This is a genomic window from Enterobacter cloacae complex sp. HYC074_NIDB, assembly GCF_056673345.1.
This window is the reverse complement of record NZ_CP114214.1, coordinates 2,639,801-2,663,845: the sequence shown is the minus strand read 5'-3', so window position 1 is coordinate 2,663,845 and position 24,045 is coordinate 2,639,801. Positions and strand designations below refer to the sequence as shown.

At 55.2% G+C, this 24,045-nt stretch carries 28 protein-coding genes, 1 pseudogene and 1 other annotated feature; of the genes and pseudogenes, 11 read left to right on the top strand and 18 right to left on the bottom strand.

What is annotated here, in order from left to right:
* The first annotated feature begins 1 nt into the window (after position 1).
* Positions 2–869 (top strand): annotated as a pseudogene (locus tag O1724_RS13020) (ion transporter).
* A 31-nt stretch (positions 870–900) separates the two neighbouring features.
* On the opposite strand, the gene O1724_RS13015 reads toward O1724_RS13020, so the two are convergent.
* Positions 901–1,230: an HI1450 family dsDNA-mimic protein gene (locus O1724_RS13015; protein ID WP_006810881.1), complete on the bottom strand. Its 330-nt coding sequence runs from the start codon at positions 1,228–1,230 to the stop codon at positions 901–903.
* A 33-nt stretch (positions 1,231–1,263) separates the two neighbouring features.
* A complete protein-coding gene (gene cls / locus O1724_RS13010; RefSeq protein ID WP_003856750.1) occupies positions 1,264–2,724 on the bottom strand; it encodes a cardiolipin synthase in 1,461 nt (486 codons plus the stop codon).
* A 143-nt stretch (positions 2,725–2,867) separates the two neighbouring features.
* Here cls and O1724_RS13005 point away from each other — a divergent pair, with 143 nt between their 5' ends.
* From O1724_RS13005 to leuE, 4 genes are all read left to right on the top strand, one after another.
* A complete protein-coding gene (locus O1724_RS13005; RefSeq protein ID WP_017384232.1) occupies positions 2,868–3,041 on the top strand; it encodes a YciY family protein in 174 nt (57 codons plus the stop codon).
* A 118-nt stretch (positions 3,042–3,159) separates the two neighbouring features.
* Positions 3,160–3,288, top strand: a complete 129-nt coding sequence (locus tag O1724_RS13000; protein ID WP_208985927.1) for a KPN_01571 family protein — start codon at positions 3,160–3,162, stop codon at positions 3,286–3,288.
* Positions 3,289–3,299: 11 nt separating this feature from the next.
* Positions 3,300–3,710, top strand: a complete 411-nt coding sequence (locus O1724_RS12995; protein ID WP_032609416.1) for an Exc2 family lipoprotein — start codon at positions 3,300–3,302, stop codon at positions 3,708–3,710.
* A 67-nt stretch (positions 3,711–3,777) separates the two neighbouring features.
* The gene (leuE, locus tag O1724_RS12990; RefSeq protein ID WP_006810877.1) at positions 3,778–4,413 is read left to right on the top strand and encodes a leucine efflux protein LeuE; all 636 of its coding nucleotides are present in this window, start codon (positions 3,778–3,780) and stop codon (positions 4,411–4,413) included.
* A gap of 33 nt (positions 4,414–4,446) precedes the next feature.
* On the opposite strand, the gene O1724_RS12985 is transcribed toward leuE, so the two are convergent.
* Complete coding sequence (locus O1724_RS12985) at positions 4,447–4,743, bottom strand: YciI family protein (protein WP_003856755.1); 297 nt, start codon at positions 4,741–4,743, stop codon at positions 4,447–4,449.
* 221 nt (positions 4,744–4,964) lie between these two features.
* Between O1724_RS12985 and tonB the strand changes: the two genes are divergently transcribed.
* Positions 4,965–5,693 (top strand): TonB system transport protein TonB, encoded by a 729-nt coding sequence (gene tonB, locus O1724_RS12980; RefSeq protein ID WP_017384230.1) that lies wholly within the window; start codon positions 4,965–4,967, stop codon positions 5,691–5,693.
* Between the two features lie 38 nt (positions 5,694–5,731).
* Here tonB and yciA read toward each other — a convergent pair whose 3' ends face one another.
* The 5 genes from yciA to O1724_RS12955 form a co-directional block, all read right to left on the bottom strand.
* Positions 5,732–6,127 carry an acyl-CoA thioester hydrolase YciA gene (gene yciA / locus O1724_RS12975; RefSeq protein WP_023314256.1) on the bottom strand — a complete coding sequence of 132 codons (396 nt, stop codon included), beginning with the start codon at positions 6,125–6,127 and terminating at the stop codon, positions 5,732–5,734.
* Between the two features lie 98 nt (positions 6,128–6,225).
* Positions 6,226–8,412: a TonB-dependent siderophore receptor gene (locus O1724_RS12970; RefSeq protein ID WP_126297048.1), complete on the bottom strand. Its 2,187-nt coding sequence runs from the start codon at positions 8,410–8,412 to the stop codon at positions 6,226–6,228.
* Positions 8,413–8,592: 180 nt separating this feature from the next.
* Positions 8,593–9,132 (bottom strand): septation protein A, encoded by a 540-nt coding sequence (locus O1724_RS12965; RefSeq protein ID WP_003856762.1) that lies wholly within the window; start codon positions 9,130–9,132, stop codon positions 8,593–8,595.
* A gap of 13 nt (positions 9,133–9,145) precedes the next feature.
* Entirely contained in the window at positions 9,146–9,889 is a 744-nt protein-coding gene (locus tag O1724_RS12960) for a YciC family protein (protein WP_003856765.1), read from the bottom strand.
* Positions 9,890–9,914: 25 nt separating this feature from the next.
* Complete coding sequence (locus O1724_RS12955; RefSeq protein ID WP_023314254.1) at positions 9,915–10,319, bottom strand: YkgJ family cysteine cluster protein; 405 nt, start codon at positions 10,317–10,319, stop codon at positions 9,915–9,917.
* Between the two features lie 282 nt (positions 10,320–10,601).
* Here O1724_RS12955 and ompW point away from each other — a divergent pair, with 282 nt between their 5' ends.
* Positions 10,602–11,234, top strand: a complete 633-nt coding sequence (gene ompW, locus O1724_RS12950) for an outer membrane protein OmpW (RefSeq protein WP_003856769.1) — start codon at positions 10,602–10,604, stop codon at positions 11,232–11,234.
* Between the two features lie 29 nt (positions 11,235–11,263).
* Positions 11,264–11,485: a cold shock small protein YmcF gene (ymcF, locus tag O1724_RS12945; RefSeq protein ID WP_463726345.1), complete on the top strand. Its 222-nt coding sequence runs from the start codon at positions 11,264–11,266 to the stop codon at positions 11,483–11,485.
* Positions 11,486–11,520: 35 nt separating this feature from the next.
* On the opposite strand, the gene yedF is transcribed toward ymcF, so the two are convergent.
* From yedF to trpL, 8 genes are all read right to left on the bottom strand, one after another.
* Positions 11,521–11,754, bottom strand: a complete 234-nt coding sequence (yedF, locus tag O1724_RS12940) for a sulfurtransferase-like selenium metabolism protein YedF (RefSeq protein WP_003856774.1) — start codon at positions 11,752–11,754, stop codon at positions 11,521–11,523.
* Positions 11,751–12,962 carry a selenium metabolism membrane protein YedE/FdhT gene (gene yedE / locus O1724_RS12935; RefSeq protein WP_022651357.1) on the bottom strand — a complete coding sequence of 404 codons (1,212 nt, stop codon included), beginning with the start codon at positions 12,960–12,962 and terminating at the stop codon, positions 11,751–11,753. Before yedE ends, yedF begins: the two co-directional genes overlap by 4 nt.
* A 174-nt stretch (positions 12,963–13,136) precedes the next feature.
* Entirely contained in the window at positions 13,137–13,946 is an 810-nt protein-coding gene (trpA, locus tag O1724_RS12930; protein ID WP_032609356.1) for a tryptophan synthase subunit alpha, read from the bottom strand.
* On the bottom strand, positions 13,946–15,139 hold the full coding sequence (gene trpB / locus O1724_RS12925) for a tryptophan synthase subunit beta (RefSeq protein WP_003856780.1): 1,194 nt from the start codon (positions 15,137–15,139) through the stop codon (positions 13,946–13,948). Before trpB ends, trpA begins: the two co-directional genes overlap by 1 nt.
* A 10-nt stretch (positions 15,140–15,149) precedes the next feature.
* Positions 15,150–16,508, bottom strand: coding sequence for a bifunctional indole-3-glycerol-phosphate synthase TrpC/phosphoribosylanthranilate isomerase TrpF (trpCF, locus tag O1724_RS12920; RefSeq protein ID WP_126297049.1), 1,359 nt, complete (start codon positions 16,506–16,508; stop codon positions 15,150–15,152).
* A 3-nt stretch (positions 16,509–16,511) separates the two neighbouring features.
* Positions 16,512–18,107: a bifunctional anthranilate synthase glutamate amidotransferase component TrpG/anthranilate phosphoribosyltransferase TrpD gene (gene trpD / locus O1724_RS12915; protein WP_032609354.1), complete on the bottom strand. Its 1,596-nt coding sequence runs from the start codon at positions 18,105–18,107 to the stop codon at positions 16,512–16,514.
* A complete protein-coding gene (locus tag O1724_RS12910) occupies positions 18,107–19,669 on the bottom strand; it encodes an anthranilate synthase component 1 (protein ID WP_045346340.1) in 1,563 nt (520 codons plus the stop codon). The genes trpD and O1724_RS12910 overlap by 1 nt, the downstream gene beginning before the upstream one ends.
* A 23-nt stretch (positions 19,670–19,692) precedes the next feature.
* Positions 19,693–19,787, bottom strand: a sequence feature (Trp leader region).
* Entirely contained in the window at positions 19,764–19,808 is a 45-nt protein-coding gene (gene trpL / locus O1724_RS12905) for a trp operon leader peptide (protein WP_071524153.1), read from the bottom strand. (Overlaps the previous feature by 24 nt.)
* A gap of 127 nt (positions 19,809–19,935) precedes the next feature.
* On the opposite strand from trpL, the gene rnm reads away from it, so the two are divergent.
* From rnm to rluB, 3 genes are all read left to right on the top strand, one after another.
* On the top strand, positions 19,936–20,829 hold the full coding sequence (rnm, locus tag O1724_RS12900) for an RNase RNM (protein ID WP_022651354.1): 894 nt from the start codon (positions 19,936–19,938) through the stop codon (positions 20,827–20,829).
* The gene (locus O1724_RS12895) at positions 20,826–21,446 is read left to right on the top strand and encodes an L-threonylcarbamoyladenylate synthase (RefSeq protein ID WP_126297050.1); all 621 of its coding nucleotides are present in this window, start codon (positions 20,826–20,828) and stop codon (positions 21,444–21,446) included. Before rnm ends, O1724_RS12895 begins: the two co-directional genes overlap by 4 nt.
* Before the next feature lie 97 nt (positions 21,447–21,543).
* The gene (rluB, locus tag O1724_RS12890) at positions 21,544–22,419 is read left to right on the top strand and encodes a 23S rRNA pseudouridine(2605) synthase RluB (protein ID WP_003856794.1); all 876 of its coding nucleotides are present in this window, start codon (positions 21,544–21,546) and stop codon (positions 22,417–22,419) included.
* A 36-nt stretch (positions 22,420–22,455) separates the two neighbouring features.
* On the opposite strand, the gene cobO is transcribed toward rluB, so the two are convergent.
* The gene (gene cobO, locus O1724_RS12885) at positions 22,456–23,046 is read right to left on the bottom strand and encodes a cob(I)yrinic acid a,c-diamide adenosyltransferase (RefSeq protein WP_023314251.1); all 591 of its coding nucleotides are present in this window, start codon (positions 23,044–23,046) and stop codon (positions 22,456–22,458) included.
* Positions 23,043–23,804 carry a YciK family oxidoreductase gene (locus tag O1724_RS12880; protein WP_017384219.1) on the bottom strand — a complete coding sequence of 254 codons (762 nt, stop codon included), beginning with the start codon at positions 23,802–23,804 and terminating at the stop codon, positions 23,043–23,045. Before O1724_RS12880 ends, cobO begins: the two co-directional genes overlap by 4 nt.
* Between the last annotated feature and the right edge of the window lie 241 nt (positions 23,805–24,045).

Sequence of the window (24,045 nt, the reverse complement as noted above, 5' to 3'; positions counted from 1 at the left end):
CATGATGTCAGCCCTTATTTTTCGAGGTTAATGTGTCGCGATTATTCACGTCGGCCCGTCAGCGGCTGTATCACCTTTTATTTGATCCTGAGACGGTTTCCGGTCGCCGTTTCGAAGGCCTTTGTGGTTTATTTGCCCTGATTAGCGTCATTATTATCTTTATCGAATCCGGCGCCGGAACGCAGTACCATATGACGTATGAGGAGTGGCACGTTTTCGTCTGGCTGGAATTGATTGTCACGCTGGTGTTTACCGCGGAATATGTGCTGAGGGTCATTAGCTGGCCAAATCCGGCGAAATACGTTTTCAGCTTCTGGGGGTTTATTGATTTAGCCACCATCCTGCCGCTGTATGTCATGTGGCTGTGGCCTGAGATCAGCCTGAATTATGTGTTTGCCTGGCGTGCAATGCGGGCGATTCGTGTGTTACGAATACTCAAACTGCTGCGCTTTATGCCGTCGCTGCGGGTTTTTTGGGTCGCCATTGTCAGCGCCCGCCACCAGCTGATTCTCTTCTATTCGTTTATTGCTATCGTGATGATCGTTTTTGGCTCCCTGATGTATTTAATCGAAGGGCCAAAATACGGGTTTACCACGCTTAATGCGTCTGTTTACTGGGCTATCGTCACGGTGACCACCGTGGGCTACGGCGATATTACCCCGCATACGCCGCTCGGACGTATTGTGGCATCGGTTCTTATACTGATCGGCTATTCAGTAATAGCGATACCAACGGGGTTAATTACCACCCATATGAGCAGCGCCTTCCAGAACAGCAAGCAGCAACGCAAATGTCCGAAGTGTCAGCAGGGGAATCATGAACCCGGCGCGCGGTTTTGTCACCGCTGTGGAAATGCTTTACCGGATTAAATAAAAAAGGCTGCGCGGGCAGCCTTTTTTATTATTCGCGCCAGAGAATATGGCACAGTTTGTGGTCTTTCTCGCGGCACAGCAGGACGCGGGCAAAGATGTCGTTAATTTCTCCGCCGTCTTCATCTGCCAGGCCAATCACCACCTCGGCGAAGAAGTCCGGATTGAGGTCAAAATCGACGTGTTCGGCCCAGTCTTCAGACGGATCGAACAGCTCAGCACCGCCACGCTCTTCAAATTGCAGGTTGAAAAGAATGACGTCAGCAGGGTCGAGATTATCGACCGCCAGCTCGAGAAAAATATCGTAGGCCTGTTCGAGCGTTTCGTCTTCGGTCAGGCGATTGTTCAGATCCATTTCCATGATGACTACCTGTTAAACATCGTTGGGCACGTTTTACAGCAACGGGCTAAAGAAGTAAAACAGTCGTTCGGCAATTCGCTGCCAGAGCGGACGTTTCGCCCACAGTCTGGCGTCCAGCAGGCGTGAGCGGGAGATATAATCGTCCTGAACCGCCGCCAGATCGCCACCGAACCCGGCGTCATCAATGACCAGCGTAATTTCAAAATTCAGCCACAGACTGCGCATATCGAGGTTGACGGTACCCACCAGGCTCAGCTCTCCGTCCACCAGCACGCTCTTGGTGTGTAACAGCCCGCCTTCGAACTGATAAATTTTAACGCCTGCGGCCAGCAGCTCACTAAAGAACGCGCGGCTTGCCCACCCGACCAGCAGCGAATCGTTCTTGCGTGGCATAATAATGCTCACATCCACTCCGCGCTGTGCCGCTGTACAGATGGCATGCAGAAGATCGTCGCTGGGAACGAAATAGGGCGTGGTCATGATCAGATATTCCCGCGCGGAGTACGCGGCGGTCAGCAGTGCCTGATGGATCAGATCTTCCGGGAAGCCAGGACCGGAGGCGATAGTGTGGATAGTGTGCCCGCTGGCTTCCTCAAACGGCATGATATTGCCATCCGGCGGCGGGGGAAGAATGCGTTTCCCGGTTTCAATTTCCCAGTCGCAGGAGTAGACGATGCCCATTGAGGTCGCGATCGGTCCCTCCATCCGCGCCATCAGATCGATCCATTGCCCCACGCCGGAATCCTGCTTGAAGAAGCGGGGGTCAACCATGTTCATGCTGCCGGTGTAGGCGATATAGTTATCGATCAGAACCATTTTCCGGTGCTGGCGGAGATCCATGCGGCGCAGAAAGACGCGGAAAAGATTCACTTTAAGCGCCTCGACCACCTCGATACCGGCGTTGCGCATCATGCCTGCCCACGGGCTACGGAAAAAGGCCACGCTGCCGGCGGAGTCCAGCATCAGGCGGCAGTGGATACCGCGACGTGCAGCGGCCATTAGCGATTCGGCGACCTGGTCCGCCATGCCGCCCGGCTGCCAGATATAAAACACCATCTCGATATTATGCCGGGCGAGCTGGATATCACGGATCAGCGCCTGCATCACATCATCAGAAGAGGTCATCAGTTGCAGCTGATTGCCTTTTACCCCAGCAATCCCCTGGCGGCGTTCGCACAGCTTGAACAGAGATGCGGCCACGCTGCTGTTCTCTTCAGCGAAGATATGCTTGCAGGCTTTAAGGTCGGCAAGCCATTTCGCCGTGGAGGGCCACATGGCGCGGGCGCGTTCGGCGCGGCGTTTACCCAGATGAAGTTCACCGAAAGAGAGATAGGCGATGATGCCCACCAGCGGCAGAATGTAGATAATCAGAAGCCAGGCCATGGCGGAAGGTACCGCTCTGCGTTTCATCAGAATGCGCAACGTTACCCCGGCAATTAACAGCCAGTATCCTAAAATGACCAGCCAACTCACCACGGTGTAGAAGGTTGTCATAAATAAAAAATCCTTTTGAAAGCGTAATGTTATGAGTTTACGCATCAGGATTCATCTGGCAAATAAAAACGGCAGATAAAAGCGCTGGTTTGCCGCCTGCTTAGGCATATAATGGCATCTCTGTTAGAGAAAGAGTTGTAGACATGAAGCGCAGTAGAACTGAAGTTGGGCGCTGGCGCATGTTGCGACAGGTGAGTCGTCGTAAGGCTCGTTGGCTGGAAGCACAATCCCGCCGCAATATGCGTATCCACGCCATCAGAAAATGTGGCCTGAACAGACACCGTAACGCGCTGTTGTTCGCAGTCCAGGACATCTGAAAAGCATGAAGGGCACCGTAAAGGTGCCCATTAAACATCCAGGCTATCAATTTTTGCAGTCTCCTTCCGTTTGCTTTTCGCGATATACTAAGTCCCCATAACGTCATGATATTAAAAGATGAATCCTTATCTCTGGATTTTTATTGTACTTTTGGCGCTGGATGCGCTCAGAGAAGATTTAGGACTTTCGTCATTTTCCTCATTGGCAGATTATGTTTTCGCATGGGGAATACATTGGCTTTATTAAAGGAAAAAAGGATGAACGGAAAAGTAATGGCAGCACTCTTTGGGATTGCGATATTAAGCGGTTGTGCCAGCAGCAAAACCTCACCCGAACGGCACGCGTTTTATTTCGTGTCGCATCAGTCCAGCTTTACTGGCGGCAATTACACCTCCAGCGTGCAGAAAAATTATCAGCTGAACGTGGCGCAGTTCCGCGAGCTTTATGCCCGGGGCAAAGCTGACCGCGCGGAAGGGCGGACTCAGGCTGAAGCCAGTGAATACGCGCAAAGCATTCGCGATCAGCTGAAAGAAAATGCGAAGTCGCAGGAATTGTTCGCAGGCAACGCGAAGGATAAATGGTCTTCGGACATGGACAGTAAAGACGCCCTGTTATTTGGTAACGAACTGGCCGCGACTTATCTTGATGGCTATAACGGCGTACAATAGCGCAACTGATTCAGGGGATACCGTAATTACCGGTATCCCCGCTGTTTTTGAGCGAAAGGAGTAAGACGTGTTTGCGGAGTTTGGTGTACTGAATTTCTGGACCTATGTTGTCGGCGCATTTTTTATCGTGCTGGTTCCAGGACCGAACACCTTGTTTGTGCTGAAAACAGGGATTGGCCACGGCGTTAAGAAAGGCTATCTGGCAGCCACCGGTGTGTTTATTGGTGATGCCGTGCTGATGTTTCTGGCCTGGGCAGGCGTCGCCGCGTTGATCCAGACCACTCCGGTATTATTTAATATTGTCCGCTATCTGGGCGCGTTTTATCTGCTGTGGCTGGGCGGAAAAATGCTCTGGTCCGTTATGACGCGTCAAAAAAATGCGCACGAAAGTAGCGCCGAACCGGCAAGCGCAATCCTTAAGCGTTCGCTGGTGCTGAGCCTGACGAACCCGAAAGCGATTCTCTTTTACGTGTCGTTCTTCGTGCAGTTCATTGATGTCAATGCGAAGAATACCGGCACGTCGTTCCTGATCCTCGCCACAACGCTTGAGCTGATCAGCTTCATGTACATGAGCTTCCTGATTTTCTCAGGCGCGTTTGTCACGCGTTACCTGAAAACCAAAAAGAAACTGGCGAAGCTGGGGAACGGGCTGATAGGCCTGCTGTTTGTCGGATTTGCGGCGAGGCTGGCGTCGCTGCACTGAATGAAGAAAAGGCTCCCGAGGGAGCCTTTCGTTTCAGAATACTTTTTTATACGGACGAACCGTGACTTTCTCGTACACGCCGGCTGCGACGTACGGGTCTGCTTCTGCCCAGGCCTGCGCGGCTTCAAGAGATTCAAACTCGGCAATCACCGTGGAGCCGGTAAAACCCGCCGCGCCCGGATCGTTGCTGTCAACGGCAGGCATCGGGCCTGCGGTCAGCAACCGACCTTCATCCTGTAGCAACTGTAAACGCGCCAGATGGGCAGGGCGAACGGAAAGACGTTTTTCCAGAGAATCAGGTACATCTTCAGCGTAAATCACGTAAAGCACGGCAAAGCTCCTTAACCGGTAAAAGTGACAATTACGTTATGTGAAAGCACAAATGACTGCAATGTAAAGATAATAACAATGTTAAAACCCTGATCTGGATGCCCCTTTTTTGCCCTCATGTACGCTTAAATTGCGCCAGGACAAAGTGTCTTATTGAATATGATTGCTATTTGCATTTAAAATCAAGGTTCGGTTTTTTAACGTTGATGATTATGACTTCGATGACCCTTGATTTACCTCGCCGCTTTCCATGGCCGACGCTGCTTTCCGTCGTTATTCACGGTGCTGTCGTGGCGGGTCTGCTCTATACCTCGGTTCATCAGGTTATTGAAATGCCGGCGCCAGCGCAGCCAATTTCTGTGACCATGGTATCGCCTGCGGATCTTGAGCCGCCGCAGGTTGCGCCGCCGCCGCCACAGCCCGTTGTTGAACCCGAGCCGGAGCCAGAGCCCGAGCCTGTTCCTGAACCGCCGAAAGAAGCGCCGGTGGTGATCCATAAGCCGGAGCCGAAACCTAAGCCGAAGCCAAAACCCAAGCCGGTCAAAAAGGTTGAAGAACGTCCGAAACGCGAAGTGCGTCCGGTTGAGCCACGCGCCACGCAGCCGGTTGAAAATGCCGCCCCGTCACGTCCGCTGATGAATAACACCACGACCGCGACAAAACCGACGGTAACGGCGCCAGCAGGCCCGCGCGCGCTGAGCCGTAACCAGCCGCAGTACCCGGCACGTGCTCAGGCGTTACGTATTGAAGGGCGTGTACGGGTGAAATTCGACGTTACGGCCGATGGACGTGTCGATAACGTGGAAATCCTGTCCGCACAGCCGGCGAATATGTTTGAACGTGAAGTTAAATCGGCCATGCGCAGGTGGCGCTATGAAGCCGGTAAACCCGGCAATGGGTTGATTGTGAACATTGTCTTCCGCCTGAACGGCGGGGCACAGATGGAATAAAAGAAGCCTCCGCAAGGAGGCTTTTTTTTACCTGAGGATCAGCTCCGTGGAAGCTGGCGGGGCTTACCGTCGCTATCCACCGCCACATAGATGAACAATGCCTCCGTCGCCTTATAGCGCTGACCAATCGGTTCAGAAGAGACTTTTTTCACCCAGACTTCAATGTTGATGGAGACAGACGTAGTGCCGCGTTTTACGCAGCGTGCATAACAGCACACCACGTCCCCCACCGCGACAGGACGCAGGAAGGTCATGCCATCGACCCGGACGGTTACCACGCGCCCGTGTGCAATCTCTTTTGCCAGGATTGCACCGCCCATATCCATCTGCGACATCAACCAGCCGCCAAAAATATCGCCATTGGCATTCGTATCCGCAGGCATTGCCAGTGTGCGTAAAACCAGTTCGCCCTGTGGGGCGTCATTTGTTGTCATTGTTTTTAAACTCGTAACTGAAGACTTCAGGCGGGATGCTACTATGATTTCTGGCTGGAGAGAATAGGGTTAGCGCCCGCAGAGCAGGCGCCTTAGGGTCAGAAGGACAGGGTCACGCCTGCGTAATACGCACGGCCTGGTTCGTTATAGGTCGATGCACCGTCATTTTCACGGTAAATCTGCTTGTCAAAGAGGTTGCTGATGCCGGCATTCAGGCGCAGGTTTTTGGTCAGCTGATAGTTACTGCCGATACCCACGATGGAATACGCGCCGATCTCTCTGCTGGACATCGCATTTTCCTCTTTGCGGATTTCAGCGTTTTCTCTGGGCTTCTGGCGGCCGTACATCGTCCAGCTTACGTTGGCTGAAAGCTTGCTGTTAACCTCCCAGTCCAGCATGGTGTTGACGGTATATTTGGGGATAATCGACAACGGATTACCGGTGTCTTTACTTTTAGACTGAATCATATACGTCGCATTAGTACGCCAGGTTAGCGTGTCGCGAATAACAGGGACGGTGAGGTTGCCTTCCAGCCCTTCAACAACGGCCTTTCCTCCGTTCTGCCACTGAAGGATATTTGCGCCGCTGCTTGTCTGGCCCAGCACATCCGTTCCTGAAACGATCTTGTTTTTGTAATCGTTGCGGAACCAGGTTATGCCAGCCTCGTAGCCTTCCAGCGCAAAGGCCAGGCCAATCTCTTTGTTCACGCTGATTTCCGGATCCAGATCCGGGTTGCCTAACAAATAACAGCTTCCTTCGGAAACGTTGTTCGGGCAGCCATTACCGCGGGTGGAAAGCAGATAGCCTTCGCTGGATTGATACAGGTTTGGCGCTTTAAATACCCGAGCGATACCCGCTTTAACCTTGAACATGTCACCCAAATCCTGAGAGACGTTCAGGCTAGGGCTCCAGTTGCTGCCGAACTGATTGTGATAATCAAAGCGGATCCCTGGGATCAGGTTGGTGCCCTGACGCGCTTCAATATTGTCCTCAAGATAGATGCCGGTGAGGTCAGCGCTGTTTTTGCTGTTGCGCTCAGAAGCCGTGCCGGGAACGCCGTTAATCACTTCTCCCGACACATTTGTCGCCTGCATTGAGGCCGGATCGTTCAGTTCATCACGGTTCCATTCTGCACCCACGGTTAGCGTCTGTTCGACCAGCCAGAAGAAAGGAATGTTCAGCTCACCCGTTGAACGGTATGACTCCAGCCGGCTGGTATCGTATTTATCGCTATTGATCATCCCCTCAACTTTGCCCGTAGAGCCTTCTTCCAGGCGGGTGTTGTTGGTCTTTTCATAATAGACACCGAACTTTGACTGACCCCAGTCCCAGATGCCGTTGTGCGTAATGCCATAAGACTGGCGGTACATTCGGTTGGTTTCGTGTCCATACAGGGACGACACCAGACCGTCAGGGCTGACGTTGCTGTTGCTGTATTGAGTATCACCCGCGTAGATATTGCCCTGGCGGCTGTAGCTGTAGTCGAAATCGATAATCTGCTGTGGCGTGAGTTTCCAGGAGAGCAGGGCATTGATGTCCTTGTTGCGCACGCCTTCACGTCCGGCGGCGTAAGAGCCATTTTGCGCGGTGTTGATGTCCTGAGCATCTGCGTCAGTTTTATTGATATTCCCGTACAGGCGCATCGTTAACGCATCGCCCGCAAGGGGGCCGCTCAGATCAAAATTAGCGCGTTTTGTCGCCCCCTCTTTATCATTTTCAGGCTGGTTAGTGTACAGGGAGAGTGAGCCGTGCCAGTCGTTGGTCGGGCGTTTGGTAATGATGTTGACGACGCCGCCGGCCGCCCCCGAACCATAGCGGGCGGCAGCAGGTCCCCGGAGCACTTCAATGCGCTCAACCATCTCTGGCGGAACCCAGTTAGTATCCCCGCGGGTGTCGCGCTCCCCGCGCCAGCTGTAGCGCACCGAGTTACGTGACGTCACCGGCACACCGTCAATCAGAATCAGCGTGTTCTCCGGCCCCATACCGCGGATGTCGATCTGGCGGTTGTTACCGCGGCTGCCTGTCGCGCTGTTTCCGGTGAGGTTAACCCCGGGCATTTTGCGAATAATTTCTGAAAGATCGTTAACCGGTGGATCCTTTTCTATGTCCTTTGCCGTGATGATGGAAACCCCCGGCTGTTGCTTCAGCGCCTCTTCAGCGGTGGCCTGAACAACCATTGTTTCACCATCGGTGAGAGTCTCTTCCGCTGCGTGAGCGCTCTGGTATAGCGTTGAAAAAATGGCGAGCGTAAGTGTAGCCGGGGCAAATCTTATTATGTTATTCATCAACTCATTTCCATTTGTTAAAAATGCGATGACGAATATTAATGATAGTCATTCTCATTACAATAAAGTGACAGCGATCTCCATAAAATCTTCATAATTCAGACATTTTCGCAGGAAGGATGTAGAGAAAAGAGAAGGCGGGAAACGAGGCCAGACCGCGTGACGATCTGGCCAGAAGGATCAGTGCTTGTCATCCTGCGGCATGTGGCGATAAATATAAACGCCGCTGAGCAGGGTGAAGATAAGAGTCAGCGCCGTCAGGCCAAACACCTTGAAGTTGACCCAGATATTCTGCGGCAGCCAGAATGCGATATAGATATTCGCCAGACCACACAGAATAAAAAATAGCGCCCAGGCGATGTTCAGACGTCCCCACACAGCCTGCGGCAGGGTCAGTTCTTTCCCCAGCATGCGCTGGATCAGTGGCTTCTTCATCACCCACTGGCTGATGAGGAGTGCGCCCGCAAACAGGCCGTAAATCACCGTGACCTTCCATTTGATAAATTCATCATTGTGGAAGAACAATGTCAGACCACCAAACACCGCCACCATCAGGAAGGTGATGAGCGCCATCTTTTCAACTTTGCGATAGCGAACCCAGCTGTAAATCAGCACCACAGCCGTTGCCACAATCAGCGCCAGCGTGCCGGCATAAATGTCGTACAGCTTATAAAAAGCGAAAAATACGATCAGCGGTAAAAAATCAAGAAACTGCTTCATTCTGCGATCCCAGTTACTGACGAATTAACATGTACAGGCGGAACAAATAGACCAGCAGCACGGCTGAAATCAGATTGCTCAGCGTATTGGCGACAACCGCTCCGACATTTGGCGTTAACACCGCAAAATTCGGCGCAAACAGCAACAGCAGAGTCTTGGCCAGCAGCCAGCTGATAACGGCCGGGGCGACCAGTCGCATATTGGCCCATGCGAGCCTGATGCTGCTGCGCATGGCGGTGAAAATGCCCAGTTTGTCCTGCACAACCATTACTGGCGCGAATGAAAGCACGATAGCCAGCAGCACGCCCGGAACGACCACCAACATGATCCCCATCTGGACCAGCAGCGTGGTCAGGAAGATGAGGATAAACAGCTTTGGCAGCACCGGAGCACTGGCCCCGATTGCACGTAACGCGCTGACGCGTTGGCCGGCAGATACCAGTTGGATCATCAGCAACACGCCACCCGCCAGAATGGCGTTGCCAATCAGACCCGAGAAGGTAGATGCCGCAGATGCGCGCAGCAAGATTTGCTGTTGCTCTGGCGTCATATTCTGCACAAGGTCAAACAACCCTGCGCTGCCTGCAAGATGATCCCCCTGGCTCAGCGTGGCAATCTGTTCATCACTGGGTGAGAACGCATGACCCAGCACCACCGTAATAAAGGCGCACAACAACGCGATCAGTAAAAAGGTAATGAACTGATTGCGGAAAAAATTTCCCGTGTCACGGTAGACAGACTTCGCCGTGATAGACATGCACTCTCCTTGAGTATTGCAGGTGTTAATTAGCCGGCAATTGTACACCGGATAACACGCTGGTGGCAGCATCAAGGCTTGTATGGAAAAGCATATCTTTGTAAAGCGGCGGTAATCCATAGCGGGCGCGGGCGCGATTGCATGCCTCATTGACCTGCCCATCCTCTCCCGACATCGCGAAAGTGCGACACGGGCTGGGGCGATCCGCGTAAATGGAGCAGCGGGTGGATACCCCAGGTTCACCTTCCAGTGCCACACAGCGGCTCTGTTTTTGATTGGTGCCGCACATACAGCGCAGAAAAGGGGTTAAGGGTTCAGTGAGATCGACCGGAACGGTGCCGCCGCCATCGCTGGCTTCAGCCCAATAGAAAGAGACTCGAAAATACGCACAACAGGCTCCGCACGTCATGCACGGGTTATGATCACTCATGGCACACCTGCAAAAGTAGAACGCATCAAATCACATTGTGAGAGTGATAAATTATCCAGCCGCTACAGGAAGCGCAAGAGAGGGAAAACAGAAAATTTTGTAACCATGAAATGCCAAAAATTGACGCGGTAACAACTTATTGCTTTATGAGGCGTCACCAAAAATTAACCTAGATCAATGAATGTTAACTTACTGGTTTTAATGTGATCTGTGTTAGATCACTTATTACTCATTTGTGAGTATATTCTCCTCCGCAATTAAAACCACAACGATGGAGCGGATATGAAAAAATTAGCGGTGGCAGCCCTTATCTTAAGCAGTCTCTCTGGCGGCGCTTACGCGCATGAAGCAGGTGAATTCTTTATTCGTGCCGGTTCGGCAACGGTACGTCCAACGGAAGGGTCCGACAATGTGCTGGGTATGGGCGGGTTTAACGTTAGCAATAACACCCAGTTAGGCCTGACGTTTACGTATATGGCAACGGATAACATTGGCGTCGAGCTTTTAGCCGCCACGCCATTCCGTCACCGCGTCGGTTTAGGACCGACCGGGGACATTGCCACGGTGCACCATTTGCCACCAACGCTGATGGCGCAGTGGTACTTCGGCGATTCCAGCAGCAAGGTGCGCCCTTATATTGGTGCAGGCGTTAACTACACCACCTTCTTTGATGAGAAATTTAACGATACCGGTAAAGAGGCCGGGCTCTCCGATCTCAGCCTGAAAGACTCGTGGGGCATGGCGGGACAGGTTGGTCTGGATTATCTGATTAATCGTGACTGGCTGATCAACGCCTCTGTCTGGTATATGGACATTGATACGGACGTGCGCTTTAAAGCTGGCGGGCAGCAGCAAAGTATCAATACCCGTCTGGATCCGTGGGTATTTATGTTCTCAGCAGGCTATCGTTTCTGACAGAAGATATATCCCCTGTCAGCCGGTGATTGCTGTATGGTGGTTGTTCCACACACCTGTCTGGAGGGGATATCCCCAACATCAAATTTGAGTGTCCGGTTTGTGCAGGTAAACAGTTTCAGTTCACGACGTTCAGCCCAGCACATAGCCTACCTCACGGTGCTATCTGTTCCGTTTGCGGAACACGTCTCACCATTCATTCATGCCTGCCGAAGCTCAGACGACGACGGTGGCCAAAGCCAGTAAACTAGAAAAGGCCTCTGAGAGGCCTTTTTCGATCGTGAAATCACTTCTGAATTAAATAACGAATGGTTGGTCCGTCCTGCTGGATATCCAGCACGGTATAGCCGTGATTTTTGGCATCAAGCGGAATGTTATTGATCGACTGGGGGCAATCGCTCACCACTTCCAGAATTTCACCTTTCTTTAGCTGCGGTAGCGCTTCAAGCGTGGCGACGGCCGGGTAAGGGCAAGGTTCACCCACCATATCGAGACGATAATCAGGCACGATCTCTTTCATGCGGCATTCTCCTGAGTTTCAGTTTTGGCGGTGGCGCGTCGGAAGAAGCGCTTCTCTTGTGCAACAACCAGTAAGAAGGCGATGAGCAGCAGGGCATAGGTCACCAGGAGCCCCCCGAGTGGACCAAAGGTTTTCAGCAGGTTGACCTTGTCCCAGTTTGTTGCCAGCACCGGAGAGACGTCATCCCAGTAGCAGGCCAGAAGGGTAGAGCCAATCACGTTACCCAGACCCACCCACCAGTAATGCACCTGGCCTTCCACAGCGCGATACATCCAGCCGGTTTCACACCCGCCCGCCAGCACGATGCCAAAGCCAAACAGCAGCCCGCCAATCACGGCATTTGGGCCCGCCCACATGATTTTCGGTTCTACGCCGAGCTGAACGTAGCTGAAGATGCCGATCGCGCTCACGGCCATACCGGCAATGATCGCCTTCGCCATCATGGTTCGTCCGGTGATCCACATATCGCGAAACGCGGAGGTAAAGCAGATCTGCGCGCGTTCAATCAGCAGACCAAAACCGACGCCGAACAGCATGGCCAGACCGAGTTTGGGCTGATTCATCGCCGTGCAAATCGCCCAGGCAACCATGGCAAAAAAGACCAGCATACCGAGGCGGAAGCGACGACGCGCCTGATCGGGTTTTTGCGTTAACGGAGAGGCAGCGCTAACTTTCGTCATTTTCACCGGAATGCGGAACAGCGGCAGCAGGGTGAATTTAGCCCCGAAGTAGGAGCCGATGGCGGTGGCGACGGCAAAGAACCAGGCATGCAGCGAGAACTGCGGAATGCCGGTAAAGAACGCGGCCAGATTACAGCCCATCGCCAGACGAGCGCCAAACCCGGCAATGATGCCGCCGACCACGGCCTGCATAATGCGGATGCGGCTTTTCGGCATGCGCAACTTAACGTTGTTGGCCCACAGCGCGGCCGCAAAACAGCCGCCGAACATGCCAATGATCATCATCCCGTCGATGCGGGTCAGCGGTGTGCCCTCAAGATGGATCAGTTTGAAGTAGCCCCACTCTTCGGCATGGACGCCTGCCAGCTGTAATAGCTGCCCACCCCAGCGGGTAAACTCACCCGTAACAGCCCAGAAGGTGCCGGTAATACCGAAATAATAGGTAGAGAGAATGCCTGCCGCGATAACGGCCGGAACAGGTGACCAGAACTTAACCAGGTAAGTCTGTTTGAAGGAATACCATGACATGAATAACCTCTGAACTCAGAAGGGTAACGCTAAAAAGAGCCCAGATCATACGCTTACGCGAAAGTTTGGAAAGTCATTCACACCGAAAATATCGACAGGATCAATTTTGACCTGCTTCTTTCAGGAAGAGAGGAGGGAAAACCGCCTGACGCCGGGGCCAGACGGTGTTAACGGTTACGCCTTGCGCGTGGCCGCTTTCATGGATGTGACGAATGCGTGTAATTCAGCCAGCATCTGCTGTGGCTTATCCACGTTCTTCTCGATAATTTTCACGATAGCCGAACCCGAAATGGCCCCGGCGGCTTTCGCGTCAATCGCCGCAGTAACCTGATCCGGTGAGGAAATGCCAAAGCCCTGAAGCGGCGGTGCAGCATGGTATTCTGCAAGCTTCTCCACCAGATGATGCAGCGGCAGCGCGGCTTTGTTTTCCGCACCGGTGACGCCCGCACGGGAGAGCAGGTAGGTGTAACCTCGTCCGTAAGAGGCAATCTGGCGCAACAGATCGTCATCGGCATTCGGTGGACAGATGAAAATCGGCGCGACGTTGTGGCGCATTGCCGCCTGACGGAATGGCGCAGACTCTTCAACGGGCACGTCAGCCACCAGCACGGAGTCAACGCCCACGCGGGCGCACTCTGCGTAAAACGCATCAATACCGCGGCTGAACACCAGGTTGGCGTACATCAGCAGGCCGATCGGAATGGTCGGGTGCTTCTGACGGATCGCCGCCAGCATTTCAAAGCACTGGCTCGGCGTCACGCCCGCGGCAAACGCGCGTAGCGTTGCGTTCTGAATGGTCGGGCCATCCGCCAGCGGATCGGAGAACGGAATACCGAGCTCCAGCGCGTCGGCACCGGCATCAATCAGGGTGTCGATAATCTTCAGCGACTGCTCCGGGCCGGGGTCGCCCAGCGTCACGAAGGGAACGAACGCGCCTTCCTGGCGGGCTTTCAGTTGTGCAAATGCGTTGTCGTAGCGTTCCATCAGATTTCCCCTCGTGCTTTCAGAATATCGTGAACGGTGAAGATATCTTTGTCACCGCGACCGGAAAGGTTTACCACCAGCAGCTGCTCTTTTTCCGGGTTTTCCTTCATCATTTTCAGCGCGTGCGCCAGCGCGTGGGAAGACTCCAGCGCCGGGATGATCCCTTCATTGCGGCACAGCGTTTTGAAGGCCTCCAGCGCTTCGTCATCGGTGATGGAGACATAATCCGCGCGGCCGGTGCTGTTCAGGAACGCGTGCTGCGGCCCTACGGACGGGAAATCCAGCCCGGCAGAGATCGAGTAAGACTCCTCAATCTGCCCTTCATCGGTCTGCATCATCGGGGCCTTCATGCCGAAGTAGATCCCCACGCGGCCATGCTTCAGCGGCGCACCATGCTCGCCCGTTTCAATGCCGTGGCCGGCAGGCTCAACGCCAATCAGCCCAACGCTGGTTTCGTCGATAAAATCGGCAAACATGCCGATGGCGTTAGATCCGCCGCCAACGCAGGCGATCACCGCATCCGGCAGGCGACCCTCTTTTTCGAGGATCTGCGCTTTAGTCTCTTCGCCGATCATGCGCTGGAATTCACGCACGATGGTCGGGAACGGGTGCGGGCCCGCGGCGGTACCGAGCATGTAGTGGGCGGTTTCGTAGCTGCCAGACCAGTCGCGCAGCGCTTCATTACAGGCATCTTTCAGCGTGGCAGAACCGCTGTGCACCGGGATCACTTCCGCCCCCATCAGACGCATACGGAACACGTTTGGCGACTGGCGCTCAACGTCCTTCGCCCCCATGTAAATGCGGCATTTCAGGCCGAGCAGGGCGCTGGCGAGCGCTGAGGCCACACCGTGCTGCCCCGCGCCGGTTTCGGCGATGATTTCGGTTTTACCCATCCGCTTCGCGAGCAGCGCCTGGCCCAGCACCTGGTTAGTTTTATGCGCGCCACCGTGCAGCAAATCTTCACGCTTAAGATACAGCGTAGTTTTAGTGCCTTCGGTCAGGTTGCGGCACTTTGTCAGCGCCGTCGGACGACCGGCGTAGTTTTTCAGCAGGTCAGTAAACTCCGCCTGAAACGCCGGATCTTTCTGTGCGCTCACGAACGCTTCTTCCAGCTGGCGCAGCGCGGGCATCAGGATTTGTGGGACATACATCCCACCGAACTCACCAAAATACGGGTTAAGTAATGTCGTCATCTTCTCTTCCTTAATATGCACGCAGAGTTTTAAATACCGATGCCAGCTTGCTGGCGTCTTTAATGCCCGGTTGGGACTCTACGCCTGAATTGAAATCGAGGCCGGCGCAGCCGGTTTTGGCCGCTTCCACACAGTTATCGGGGCTTAATCCCCCCGCCAGCAGGACATTGTCCAGCACTTCGCCACGCAGCAGTGACCAGTCGAAACGCTGCCCCGTGCCGCCCTGGCCGTTGTCGAGCACGTATTTATCAACATGCTTCAGGTTACGCGCGGGCAGGGTGGCGCCAACGCTTTGCGCTTTCCAGATCTGAACCTGAGGCGCCAGAGCATGTCGCAGAGCATCAATGTATGCCTGATCTTCATCGCCATGCAGCTGAACCGCGCTCAGGTATAACGCGTCCGCTTTAGCCGCAACGTCGTTAATATCCGCATCGCGGAACACGCCCACGTAGTTCAGTGGCGCAGCCGTCATCACCTTGCGCGCCTGTTCCTCATTAACGGCGCGAGGAGAGGACTCAACAAAGATCAGACCACCATAGATTGCGCCCGCTTCATATGCGGCCTGCGCATCCTGTTCACGGGTCAGGCCGCAGACTTTGTTCTCACCCAACAGCACGCGGCGCACGGCCGCATTAAGATCGTCGTGTTCCATCATCGCGGAGCCGATCAGGAAACCGTTGGCAAAGTGGCTGAGTTCGCGCACCTGAGCGTAGCTGTTTATCCCGGATTCGCTGATCACCGTGACGCCTGCGCCCAGACGCGGCGCAAGCTGGCGCGTACGGTTGAGGTCAATCGACAGGTCGCGCAGGTCGCGGTTGTTAATGCCGACCACTTTGGCTTCCAGCGCGATGGCGCGCTCCAGCTCCTCTTCGTTGCTCACTTCGGTCAGCACGCCCATATTCAGGCTGTGCGCGACGGCGGAGAGCTGGCGATACTGCTCGTCATCCAGCACGGAGAGCATCAGCAGGCAGGCATCGGCCTGGTAAAAGCGCGCCAGCCAGATCTGATACGGGTCGATAATAAAGTCTTTGCACAGAATCGGCTGCGGCGCGATGCCGCTGACTACGGGCAGAAAATCGAAGCTGCCCTGGAAATATTTCTCATCCGTCAGCACAGAAATGGCAGACGCATGATGCTTGTAAATACCGGCAATACGCGCCGGGTCGAAATCGTCGCGGATCACGCCTTTGGACGGAGACGCTTTTTTACACTCCAGAATAAACGCGGTACGCGCGCCCTGGAGCGCATCATAAAAACGACGGCTGCTCGGAACGACGTCATTCTGAAAACTGGCGAGCGGCTGCTGTTGCTTGCGGGCTTCCACCCAGATGGCCTTATCGGCGACGATTTTCGCTAAAACGGTCTGCATTATTTACCCTCTTGCCGCAAGTGCGGTAACGCGATCGTAAGCTGCACCGGAGCGCAGTACGTCCAGAACTTTTTGGGCGTTGGCTTTTAGATCTTCCTCGCCATGTAAACGCATCAGCATGGCTACGTTGGCCGCCACGGCGGCCTCATGGGCGGCCTCACCTTTACCTTGTAATAAGCGCGTGAGAATGTCACGGTTTTCTTCCGGCGTGCCGCCCGCCAGGGCGTCCTGATGGTACGGGGTCAACCCGAAGTCAGCGGCCTCAAGCTGATAGTTCAGCACTTCGCCGTGATTCAGTTCGGCCACCAGCGTGGGCGCATGCAGGGAAACTTCATCCATCCCGCCGCTGTGTACCACGGCGGCGCGTTGGTAACCGAGGACGCGCAGCGTCTCCGCAATCGGCAGGACCAGCTCCGGGCTGTAAACGCCAATCAGCGCCAGCGGCGGATGCGCCGGGTTAATGAGTGGACCGAGCACGTTAAACAGCGTGCGGGTTTTAAGCTGCTGGCGAACCGGCATCGCGTGGCGGAAACCGGTGTGATACTTCGGCGCAAACAGGAAACAGACGCCCAGGTCATCCAGCGCTTCACGGGAACGCTCGGCGTTCATGTCCAGGTTGATACCGAAAGCTGCCAGCAGGTCGGACGATCCTGAACGGCTGGACACGCTGCGGTTGCCGTGTTTCGCCACTTTCAGACCGCATGCCGCGGCCACAAAGGCGCTGGCGGTGGAAATATTGATACTGTTACTGCCGTCGCCACCGGTCCCGACAATATCGGCAAACGGGTAGTCCGGGCGCGGGAACGGGGCGGCATTTTCCAGCAGCGCGGTTGCGGCACCGGCGATCTCCTGCGGGCTTTCGCCGCGCACTTTCATGCTCACCAGCGCAGCGGCCAGCTGCTCAGGCTTCAGCTCGCCGCGCACGACGGCGGAGAACAGCTGGTGGCTCTCCTGCTGGCTCAGGGTCTGAGCCTGATACAGTTTTTCCAGAATCGGTTGCAGGGTGTTGGTCTGCTCCAGCTTTTGCAGCGCCCAGTCGAGCGTTTGCTCCAGCAGGCGCGCGCCGTTGGACGTCAGGATAGATTCCGGGTGGAACTGCATCCCGCAGACGCGATCCGCATCATGACGCACCGCCATCACCATCCCTTCAAACGAGGCGTTAATGGTCAGCCCGGCCGGAATGTTGCTGCCAACCAGCGAGTGGTAACGCGCTACCGGAAGCGGGTTCGGCAGCCCGGCAAACATCGCCTGACCGTCATGTTCAATACTTGACGCTTTGCCATGCAGGATCTCCCCCGCCTGACCCACGTAACCGCCGTAGGCTTCGACAATCGCCTGATGGCCAAGGCAGATGCCGATAATCGGCAGCTTGCCGCGCATACGGGTCAACAGCTCAGGCATACAGCCTGCTTCGCTCGGTGCGCCTGGGCCCGGGGAGAGCATCAGCACCGGGTTTTGCATGGTCGCCAGACGGTCAATCAGCGTCTGGGCCGGAACGTGGTTGCGATAGATAACAACGTTGTGACCATTCGCACGCAGCTGATCTGCCAGGTTGTAGGTAAAGGAGTCGATATTATCGAGCAGCAGAATGTCAGCCATCAGAAAATCTCCTGTGCATGGTGTGCGGTAGCAATGGCGCGCAGTACCGCGCGCGCTTTACTGCGGGTTTCGTCGGCTTCCGACTGCGGAACAGAATCCAGCACAATTCCGGCCCCGGCCTGGACGGTGGCAATGCCGTCCTCAACGTAGGCGGAGCGGATCACGATGCAGGTATCGAGGTCACCGTGAGCGGTGAAATAGCCCACGGCACCACCGTAGCTGCCGCGACGGCGTCCTTCCGCTTCGGCGATCAGCTGCATAGCGCGGACTTTCGGCGCGCCGCTCAACGTGCCCATGTTCATGCAGGCGCGGTAGGCGTGCAGGACGTCGAGGTCGTGGCGCAGCTCACCCACCACGCGGGAGACCAGGTGCATGACGAAGGAGTAGCGGTCGACTTTGGTCAGGTCCGCCACGTAGCGGCTGCCAGGCGTGCAAATGCGTGCCAGATCGTTACGCGCCAGGTCAACCAGCATCAGGTGTTCGGAGAGCTCCTTATGGTCGGTACGCATTTCCAGTTCAATGCGGCTGTCGAGATCGCGGTCCAGGGAGCCATCGGCACGACGGCCGCGTGGGCGGGTTCCCGCTATCGGGTAGATCTCAATCTGGCGGCTGGTGGCGTCGTACTTGAGGGAGCTTTCCGGCGACGCGCCAAACAGGGTGAAATCATTGTCCTGCATAAAGAACATGTAAGGGCTTGGGTTGCTCTTTTTAAGCACATCGTAAGCCGCCAGCGGCGACGGGCAGGGCAGTGAGAAGCGACGGGACGGCACCACCTGGAATATCTCCCCGGCACGAATCGCTTTTTGCATCTGACGCACCACCGCGCCGTACTGATCGTCGGTCTGACTCACCTCGCAGGTCATCTTTTCAACACGCTGCACCGGGAGTGCGGGCGGTGCTTCCGACATCTGCTGTTGCAGTTGGGCGATGCGCTGCGCGAGGCGATTTTTCTCAGACGCAGACGGCGTGTACAGGCTGGCCTGGATGCGGGTGTATTTTCTCTGATGGTCGATCACCAGCAGGGTTTCGGCCAGGTAGAAGCAGTAGTCCGGGCAGCGGTTACCCTGCTCGGTTTGGGGTAAATCTTCAAAGCCAGCAACCAGGTCGTAAGCAAACAGCCCGCCAAAGAACATTGCTTCGCGCTCATCTTCCGGTACGGCCACCAAATTTTGCAGCAGACGGAAGGCGTCAAAAACGGAGAGCGAGCAGAGGCGGGCATCCTCATCCAGCAGCTGGCTTACCGGTGGGAAATGCAGAATTCTCAGGTCCGGATGACGCTCATTTTCAATACCTGAAGGCAGAGCCGCATCCAGCAGCGGCAGCAGCGACGCGCCATTCTCAGATAACGCCTTAATAGTGACAGTATCACCCGCTGCGGTAATGCGCAGCGCGCTGTCAACCAGCAGCAGGCTTTTGAGATCGTCCTTGCTGTCGATATCAGCAGATTCCAGCAGCAGCGTCGCAGGACGTGCACCGCACACCTGATGAAACAGCGCGGTAGGGTTATGGCGATAGGCCGCCTCGCAGGTCAGCAGTTCGAGGTGGGGTTTGGCTGTTTGCATGTTGTTGTTCTCATATTCTGTTCAAAAAAAAGCCCGCTGGGTAGCGGGCTGGGTATCTGTTTGCTTATCGCAGACGCGTGACACTGCCCGAAGATCAGGAAGTACGCCACCAACCGTGCAGAGCGAAATGTGCTGTCATTTTCAGATACCTTTCTCGTGTGAACTTGCGTACTAGTTAACTAGTTCGATGGCGTGTTGTCAACCCCTGATTTCAGTATTTCACGGTTAGTCGGTATCATAGGGGCTTCGGATGTCTCCAACCTGTTATGGGAAGTGCTTTGAGCGATACCACCTACGCCGTAATTTATGATTTACACAGCCATACGCAGGCTTCAGATGGCCTGCTGACACCCGAAGCTCTGGTCCATCGCGCCGTTGAAATGCGTGTCGGCACGCTGGCAATAACCGATCACGATACCACTGACGGCATTCCCGCCGCGCGCGCCGAGATTGTCCGCAGCGGACTGGCGCTGGATCTGGTGGCCGGGGTTGAGATCTCGACGGTCTGGGAAAACCACGAAATTCATATCGTTGGCCTGAACATCGATATAGAACATCCGGCCATGCGTGCTTTTTTGCAAGAACAAAAAACACGCCGCAATCAACGCGCGGAGATGATTGGCGAACGTCTGGAAAAAGCGCATATTCCCGGTGCGCTGGAAGGCGCGCGAAAGCTGGCGAACGGTGGGGCGGTGACGCGCGGCCATTTCGCCCGTTTTCTGGTGGACGCTGGTAAGGCGACGACCATGGCGAATGTCTTTAAAAAGTATCTGGCGCGCGGGAAAACCGGATACGTTCCCCCACAGTGGTGTACAATAAAACAAGCTATTGATGTGATTCATCATTCTGGCGGTAAGGCCGTGCTGGCCCATCCGGGGCGGTATAATCTTTCTGCTAAATGGCTGAAAAGACTGCTGGCACACTTTGCCGAATGCGGCGGTGAGGCGATGGAAGTTGCCCAGTGTCAGCAGGCACCCAATGAACGTTCGCAGCTCGCGACCTACGCCCGTCAGTTTGGCCTGCTTGGCTCACAGGGTTCAGATTTCCATCAGCCCTGCGCGTGGATTGAACTGGGGCGCAAGCTCTGGTTACCCGCGGGCGTTGAGCCTGTCTGGCAGCTCTGGGAACAGCCACAGCAAATTGAAGAGAGGGAAGTATGAGTCAGTTTTTCTATATCCATCCGGATAACCCCCAGCCACGTCTGATTAATCAGGCCGTGGAGATCGTCCGCAAAGGCGGCGTTATTGTCTACCCAACCGATTCTGGCTACGCGCTGGGCTGTAAAATTGAGGACAAAGGGGCGATGGAGCGCATCTGTCGCATCCGCCAGCTGCCGGACGGCCACAACTTTACCCTGATGTGTCGCGATCTCTCTGAACTGTCGATCTACGCTTATGTTGATAACGTGGCCTTTCGCCTGATTAAGAACAACACGCCCGGTAACTACACCTTCATTCTGAAAGGGACAAAAGAGGTGCCGCGTCGTCTGTTGCAGGAAAAACGTAAAACCATCGGCATGCGCGTGCCGTCGAACCCGATTGCCCAGGCGCTGCTGGAAACCCTCGGCGAGCCGATGCTCTCCACATCGCTGATGCTGCCGGGCAGTGAGTTTACCGAGTCCGACCCGGAAGAGATCAAAGATCGTCTGGAGAAGGTGGTGGAGCTGATTATCCATGGCGGCTATCTTGGCCAGCAGCCGACCACCGTGGTGGATCTCACCGAAGACGCGCCAGAAGTCATTCGTGAAGGCGTGGGCGATGTTAAGCCTTTCTTGTAAGGGTGTAAGCAGATATACTACGCGGCCATCAAAGCAGGGCGCCGCCCTGTTTTTGACCTGATTCGACGCCTGTGAAGGCGACACCTGAGGAAGCTCAATGAGCGAGAAGTTACAGAAAGTGCTGGCGCGTGCCGGCCACGGTTCGCGCCGTGAAATCGAAGCCATTATTGAAGCAGGCCGCGTGAGTGTGGACGGTAAAATCGCCACGCTCGGTGACCGCGTTGAAATCGTACCGGGGCTGAAGATCCGCATTGACGGCCATCTTATCTCCGTGAAAGAGTCTGCTGAACAGATCTGCCGCGTGCTGGCTTACTACAAGCCGGAAGGCGAACTGTGTACCCGCAACGATCCGGAAGGTCGCCCGACGGTGTTTGACCGTCTGCCAAAACTGCGTGGCGCCCGCTGGATTGCCGTAGGACGTCTGGACGTGAACACCTGCGGCCTGCTGCTGTTCACCACCGATGGTGAACTGGCAAACCGTCTGATGCACCCGAGTCGTGAAGTGGAACGTGAATACGCCGTTCGTGTTTTCGGCCAGGTTGATGAGAACAAACTGCGCGACCTGTCGCGTGGCGTTCAACTGGAGGACGGCCCAGCGGCGTTCAAAACCATCAAGTTTACCGGTGGTGAAGGCATTAACCAGTGGTACAACGTTACCCTGACAGAGGGACGTAACCGCGAGGTGCGTCGTCTGTGGGAAGCGGTCGGTGTCCAGGTGAGCCGTTTGATTCGCGTTCGCTATGGCGACATTCTGCTGCCGAAAGGCCTGCCACGTGGCGGCTATACCGAACTGGATCTGACGCAAACCAACTACCTGCGCGATCTGGTTGGCCTGACGCCAGAAACCACGTCGAAAGTGGCGGTAGAGAAAGATCGTCGTCGCATGAAGGCGAATCAGATCCGCCGTGCGGTGAAGCGTCACAGCCAGGTTAGCAGCAATCGCCGCTCTGGCAGCCGTAATAACAACGGTTAATCGAAAAGCCCGGTGAATATACCGGGCTTTTTTTCTTTAGTAATCAATCCCCATTTGCGCTTTGATACCCGCATCGAACGCATGCTTAACCGGACGCAGCTCGCTGACGGTATCGGCCAGCTCCAGAATATCCCGATGACACCCGCGCCCCGTGACGATAACCGTCTGATGCGCTGGGCGGTTTTTCAGGGCAGCCAGCACGGCCTCCAGAGGCAGGTAGTCATAAGCCACCATATAGGTGATCTCATCCAGCAACACCATGTTCAGCGACGGGTCTGAAAGCATTCTTTTGGCATGCTCCCAGACGGCGAGGCAGGCTGCGGTATCGGTTTCCCGGTTCTGGGTATCCCAGGTAAAACCGGTCGCCATCACCTGAAACTCAACGCCATGCGGCTCGAGCAGATTACGCTCGCCGTTGGGCCATTCACCCTTGATAAACTGGATCACGCCCACTTTCTGCCCATGTCCGACTGCGCGGGTGGCGGTACCAAATGCGGCGGTGGTTTTGCCTTTACCGTTGCCGGTGAACACGATGAGGATCCCGCGCTCGTCCTGAGCGGCTGCCACGCGTGCATCAACCTGTTCTTTCAGACGCTGCTGGCGCTGCTGATGACGATCTTCACTCATTGCGATATCCCCGGTTTGCGGCCTGGCTGGGCATCGAAGGTCATTCCGGTTTTACGACGGCTGTCGTCACCCATCAGCCACAGGTAAAGAGGCATAATATCGGCCGGGGTTTTAAGCTTTTGCGGATCTTCTGTCGGGAAGGCGCTGGCACGCATTTTGGTGCGTGTACCGCCCGGGTTAATACAGTTAACCCGCAGGTGGCGGCTTTGGTACTCTTCGGCCAGCACCTGCATCATTCCTTCGGTGGCAAATTTTGAGACGGCGTAAGCCCCCCAGTTCGCACGCCCCTGACGCCCCACGCTGGAGGAGGTAAAGACCAGCGAGCCGGAATCGGAGTTGAGTAATAAAGGAAGCAAGGCCTGGGTCAGGAAGAACGTCCCGTTGACGTTAACCTGCATCACCTGCTGCCAAATCTCCGGATCCTGTTCATCCATCGGGCGCACTTCGCCCAGTAACCCCGCGTTGTGCAGTACGCCATCCAGACGCGGATAATGCGTGCTGATACGCTGGGCAAGGGCCTGACATGACGCTGGCGTACAGGTCAGCAGATCGAGCGTATACCAGGGCGTGGGGGTACCGCCGGCGTTTTCGATTTCACGGGCGACGGCCTTGAGCTTTTCTTCATTACGTCCCAGCAGAATAAGGCTCGCACCGTATTCAGAATAGGTCAGCGCCGCTTCGCGACCAATCCCGTCGCTGGCACCGGTAACCAGAATGATGCGGTTCTGTAGAAGGTTTTTTTGTGGCTGATAATGCACGGTGGCTCCTCAGGCGCATTGGGCGTGACTTGCACCTTTATTTATGACTTTTCGGCTTTATGCCCGAAACAGCGTCAGAATTCAATCAGTCTACAGGACAGATCGCTGGGAAATTAACAATTTGCAAAGATTTAAACCAGAAACGGGGGATTCCTGAAGCCGCCTCGCAGAGGTAATGTCCAGAGCGAGACGCCTGCGCAGGGCTGTTGTACACTGGCGTGAAAGATTCGTGGTTAAATCA

Bases quoted from the DNA above. Each gene is read 5' to 3' on its own strand.
- O1724_RS13015 (WP_006810881.1), bottom strand. From the start codon at position 1,230: ATGGAAATGGATCTGAACAATCGCCTGACCGAAGACGAAACGCTCGAA.
- cls (WP_003856750.1), bottom strand. From the start codon at position 2,724: ATGACAACCTTCTACACCGTGGTGAGTTGGCTGGTCATTTTAGGATAC.
- O1724_RS13005 (WP_017384232.1), top strand. From the start codon at position 2,868: ATGAAGCGCAGTAGAACTGAAGTTGGGCGCTGGCGCATGTTGCGACAG.
- O1724_RS13000 (WP_208985927.1), top strand. From the start codon at position 3,160: ATGAATCCTTATCTCTGGATTTTTATTGTACTTTTGGCGCTGGATGCG.
- O1724_RS12995 (WP_032609416.1), top strand. From the start codon at position 3,300: ATGAACGGAAAAGTAATGGCAGCACTCTTTGGGATTGCGATATTAAGC.
- tonB (WP_017384230.1), top strand. From the start codon at position 4,965: ATGACCCTTGATTTACCTCGCCGCTTTCCATGGCCGACGCTGCTTTCC.
- yciA (WP_023314256.1), bottom strand. From the start codon at position 6,127: ATGACAACAAATGACGCCCCACAGGGCGAACTGGTTTTACGCACACTG.
- O1724_RS12970 (WP_126297048.1), bottom strand. From the start codon at position 8,412: ATGAATAACATAATAAGATTTGCCCCGGCTACACTTACGCTCGCCATT.
- O1724_RS12965 (WP_003856762.1), bottom strand. From the start codon at position 9,132: ATGAAGCAGTTTCTTGATTTTTTACCGCTGATCGTATTTTTCGCTTTT.
- O1724_RS12960 (WP_003856765.1), bottom strand. From the start codon at position 9,889: ATGTCTATCACGGCGAAGTCTGTCTACCGTGACACGGGAAATTTTTTC.
- O1724_RS12955 (WP_023314254.1), bottom strand. From the start codon at position 10,319: ATGAGTGATCATAACCCGTGCATGACGTGCGGAGCCTGTTGTGCGTAT.
- ompW (WP_003856769.1), top strand. From the start codon at position 10,602: ATGAAAAAATTAGCGGTGGCAGCCCTTATCTTAAGCAGTCTCTCTGGC.
- yedF (WP_003856774.1), bottom strand. From the start codon at position 11,754: ATGAAAGAGATCGTGCCTGATTATCGTCTCGATATGGTGGGTGAACCT.
- yedE (WP_022651357.1), bottom strand. From the start codon at position 12,962: ATGTCATGGTATTCCTTCAAACAGACTTACCTGGTTAAGTTCTGGTCA.
- trpA (WP_032609356.1), bottom strand. From the start codon at position 13,946: ATGGAACGCTACGACAACGCATTTGCACAACTGAAAGCCCGCCAGGAA.
- trpB (WP_003856780.1), bottom strand. From the start codon at position 15,139: ATGACGACATTACTTAACCCGTATTTTGGTGAGTTCGGTGGGATGTAT.
- trpCF (WP_126297049.1), bottom strand. From the start codon at position 16,508: ATGCAGACCGTTTTAGCGAAAATCGTCGCCGATAAGGCCATCTGGGTG.
- trpD (WP_032609354.1), bottom strand. From the start codon at position 18,107: ATGGCTGACATTCTGCTGCTCGATAATATCGACTCCTTTACCTACAAC.
- O1724_RS12910 (WP_045346340.1), bottom strand. From the start codon at position 19,669: ATGCAAACAGCCAAACCCCACCTCGAACTGCTGACCTGCGAGGCGGCC.
- rnm (WP_022651354.1), top strand. From the start codon at position 19,936: ATGGGAAGTGCTTTGAGCGATACCACCTACGCCGTAATTTATGATTTA.
- O1724_RS12895 (WP_126297050.1), top strand. From the start codon at position 20,826: ATGAGTCAGTTTTTCTATATCCATCCGGATAACCCCCAGCCACGTCTG.
- rluB (WP_003856794.1), top strand. From the start codon at position 21,544: ATGAGCGAGAAGTTACAGAAAGTGCTGGCGCGTGCCGGCCACGGTTCG.
- cobO (WP_023314251.1), bottom strand. From the start codon at position 23,046: ATGAGTGAAGATCGTCATCAGCAGCGCCAGCAGCGTCTGAAAGAACAG.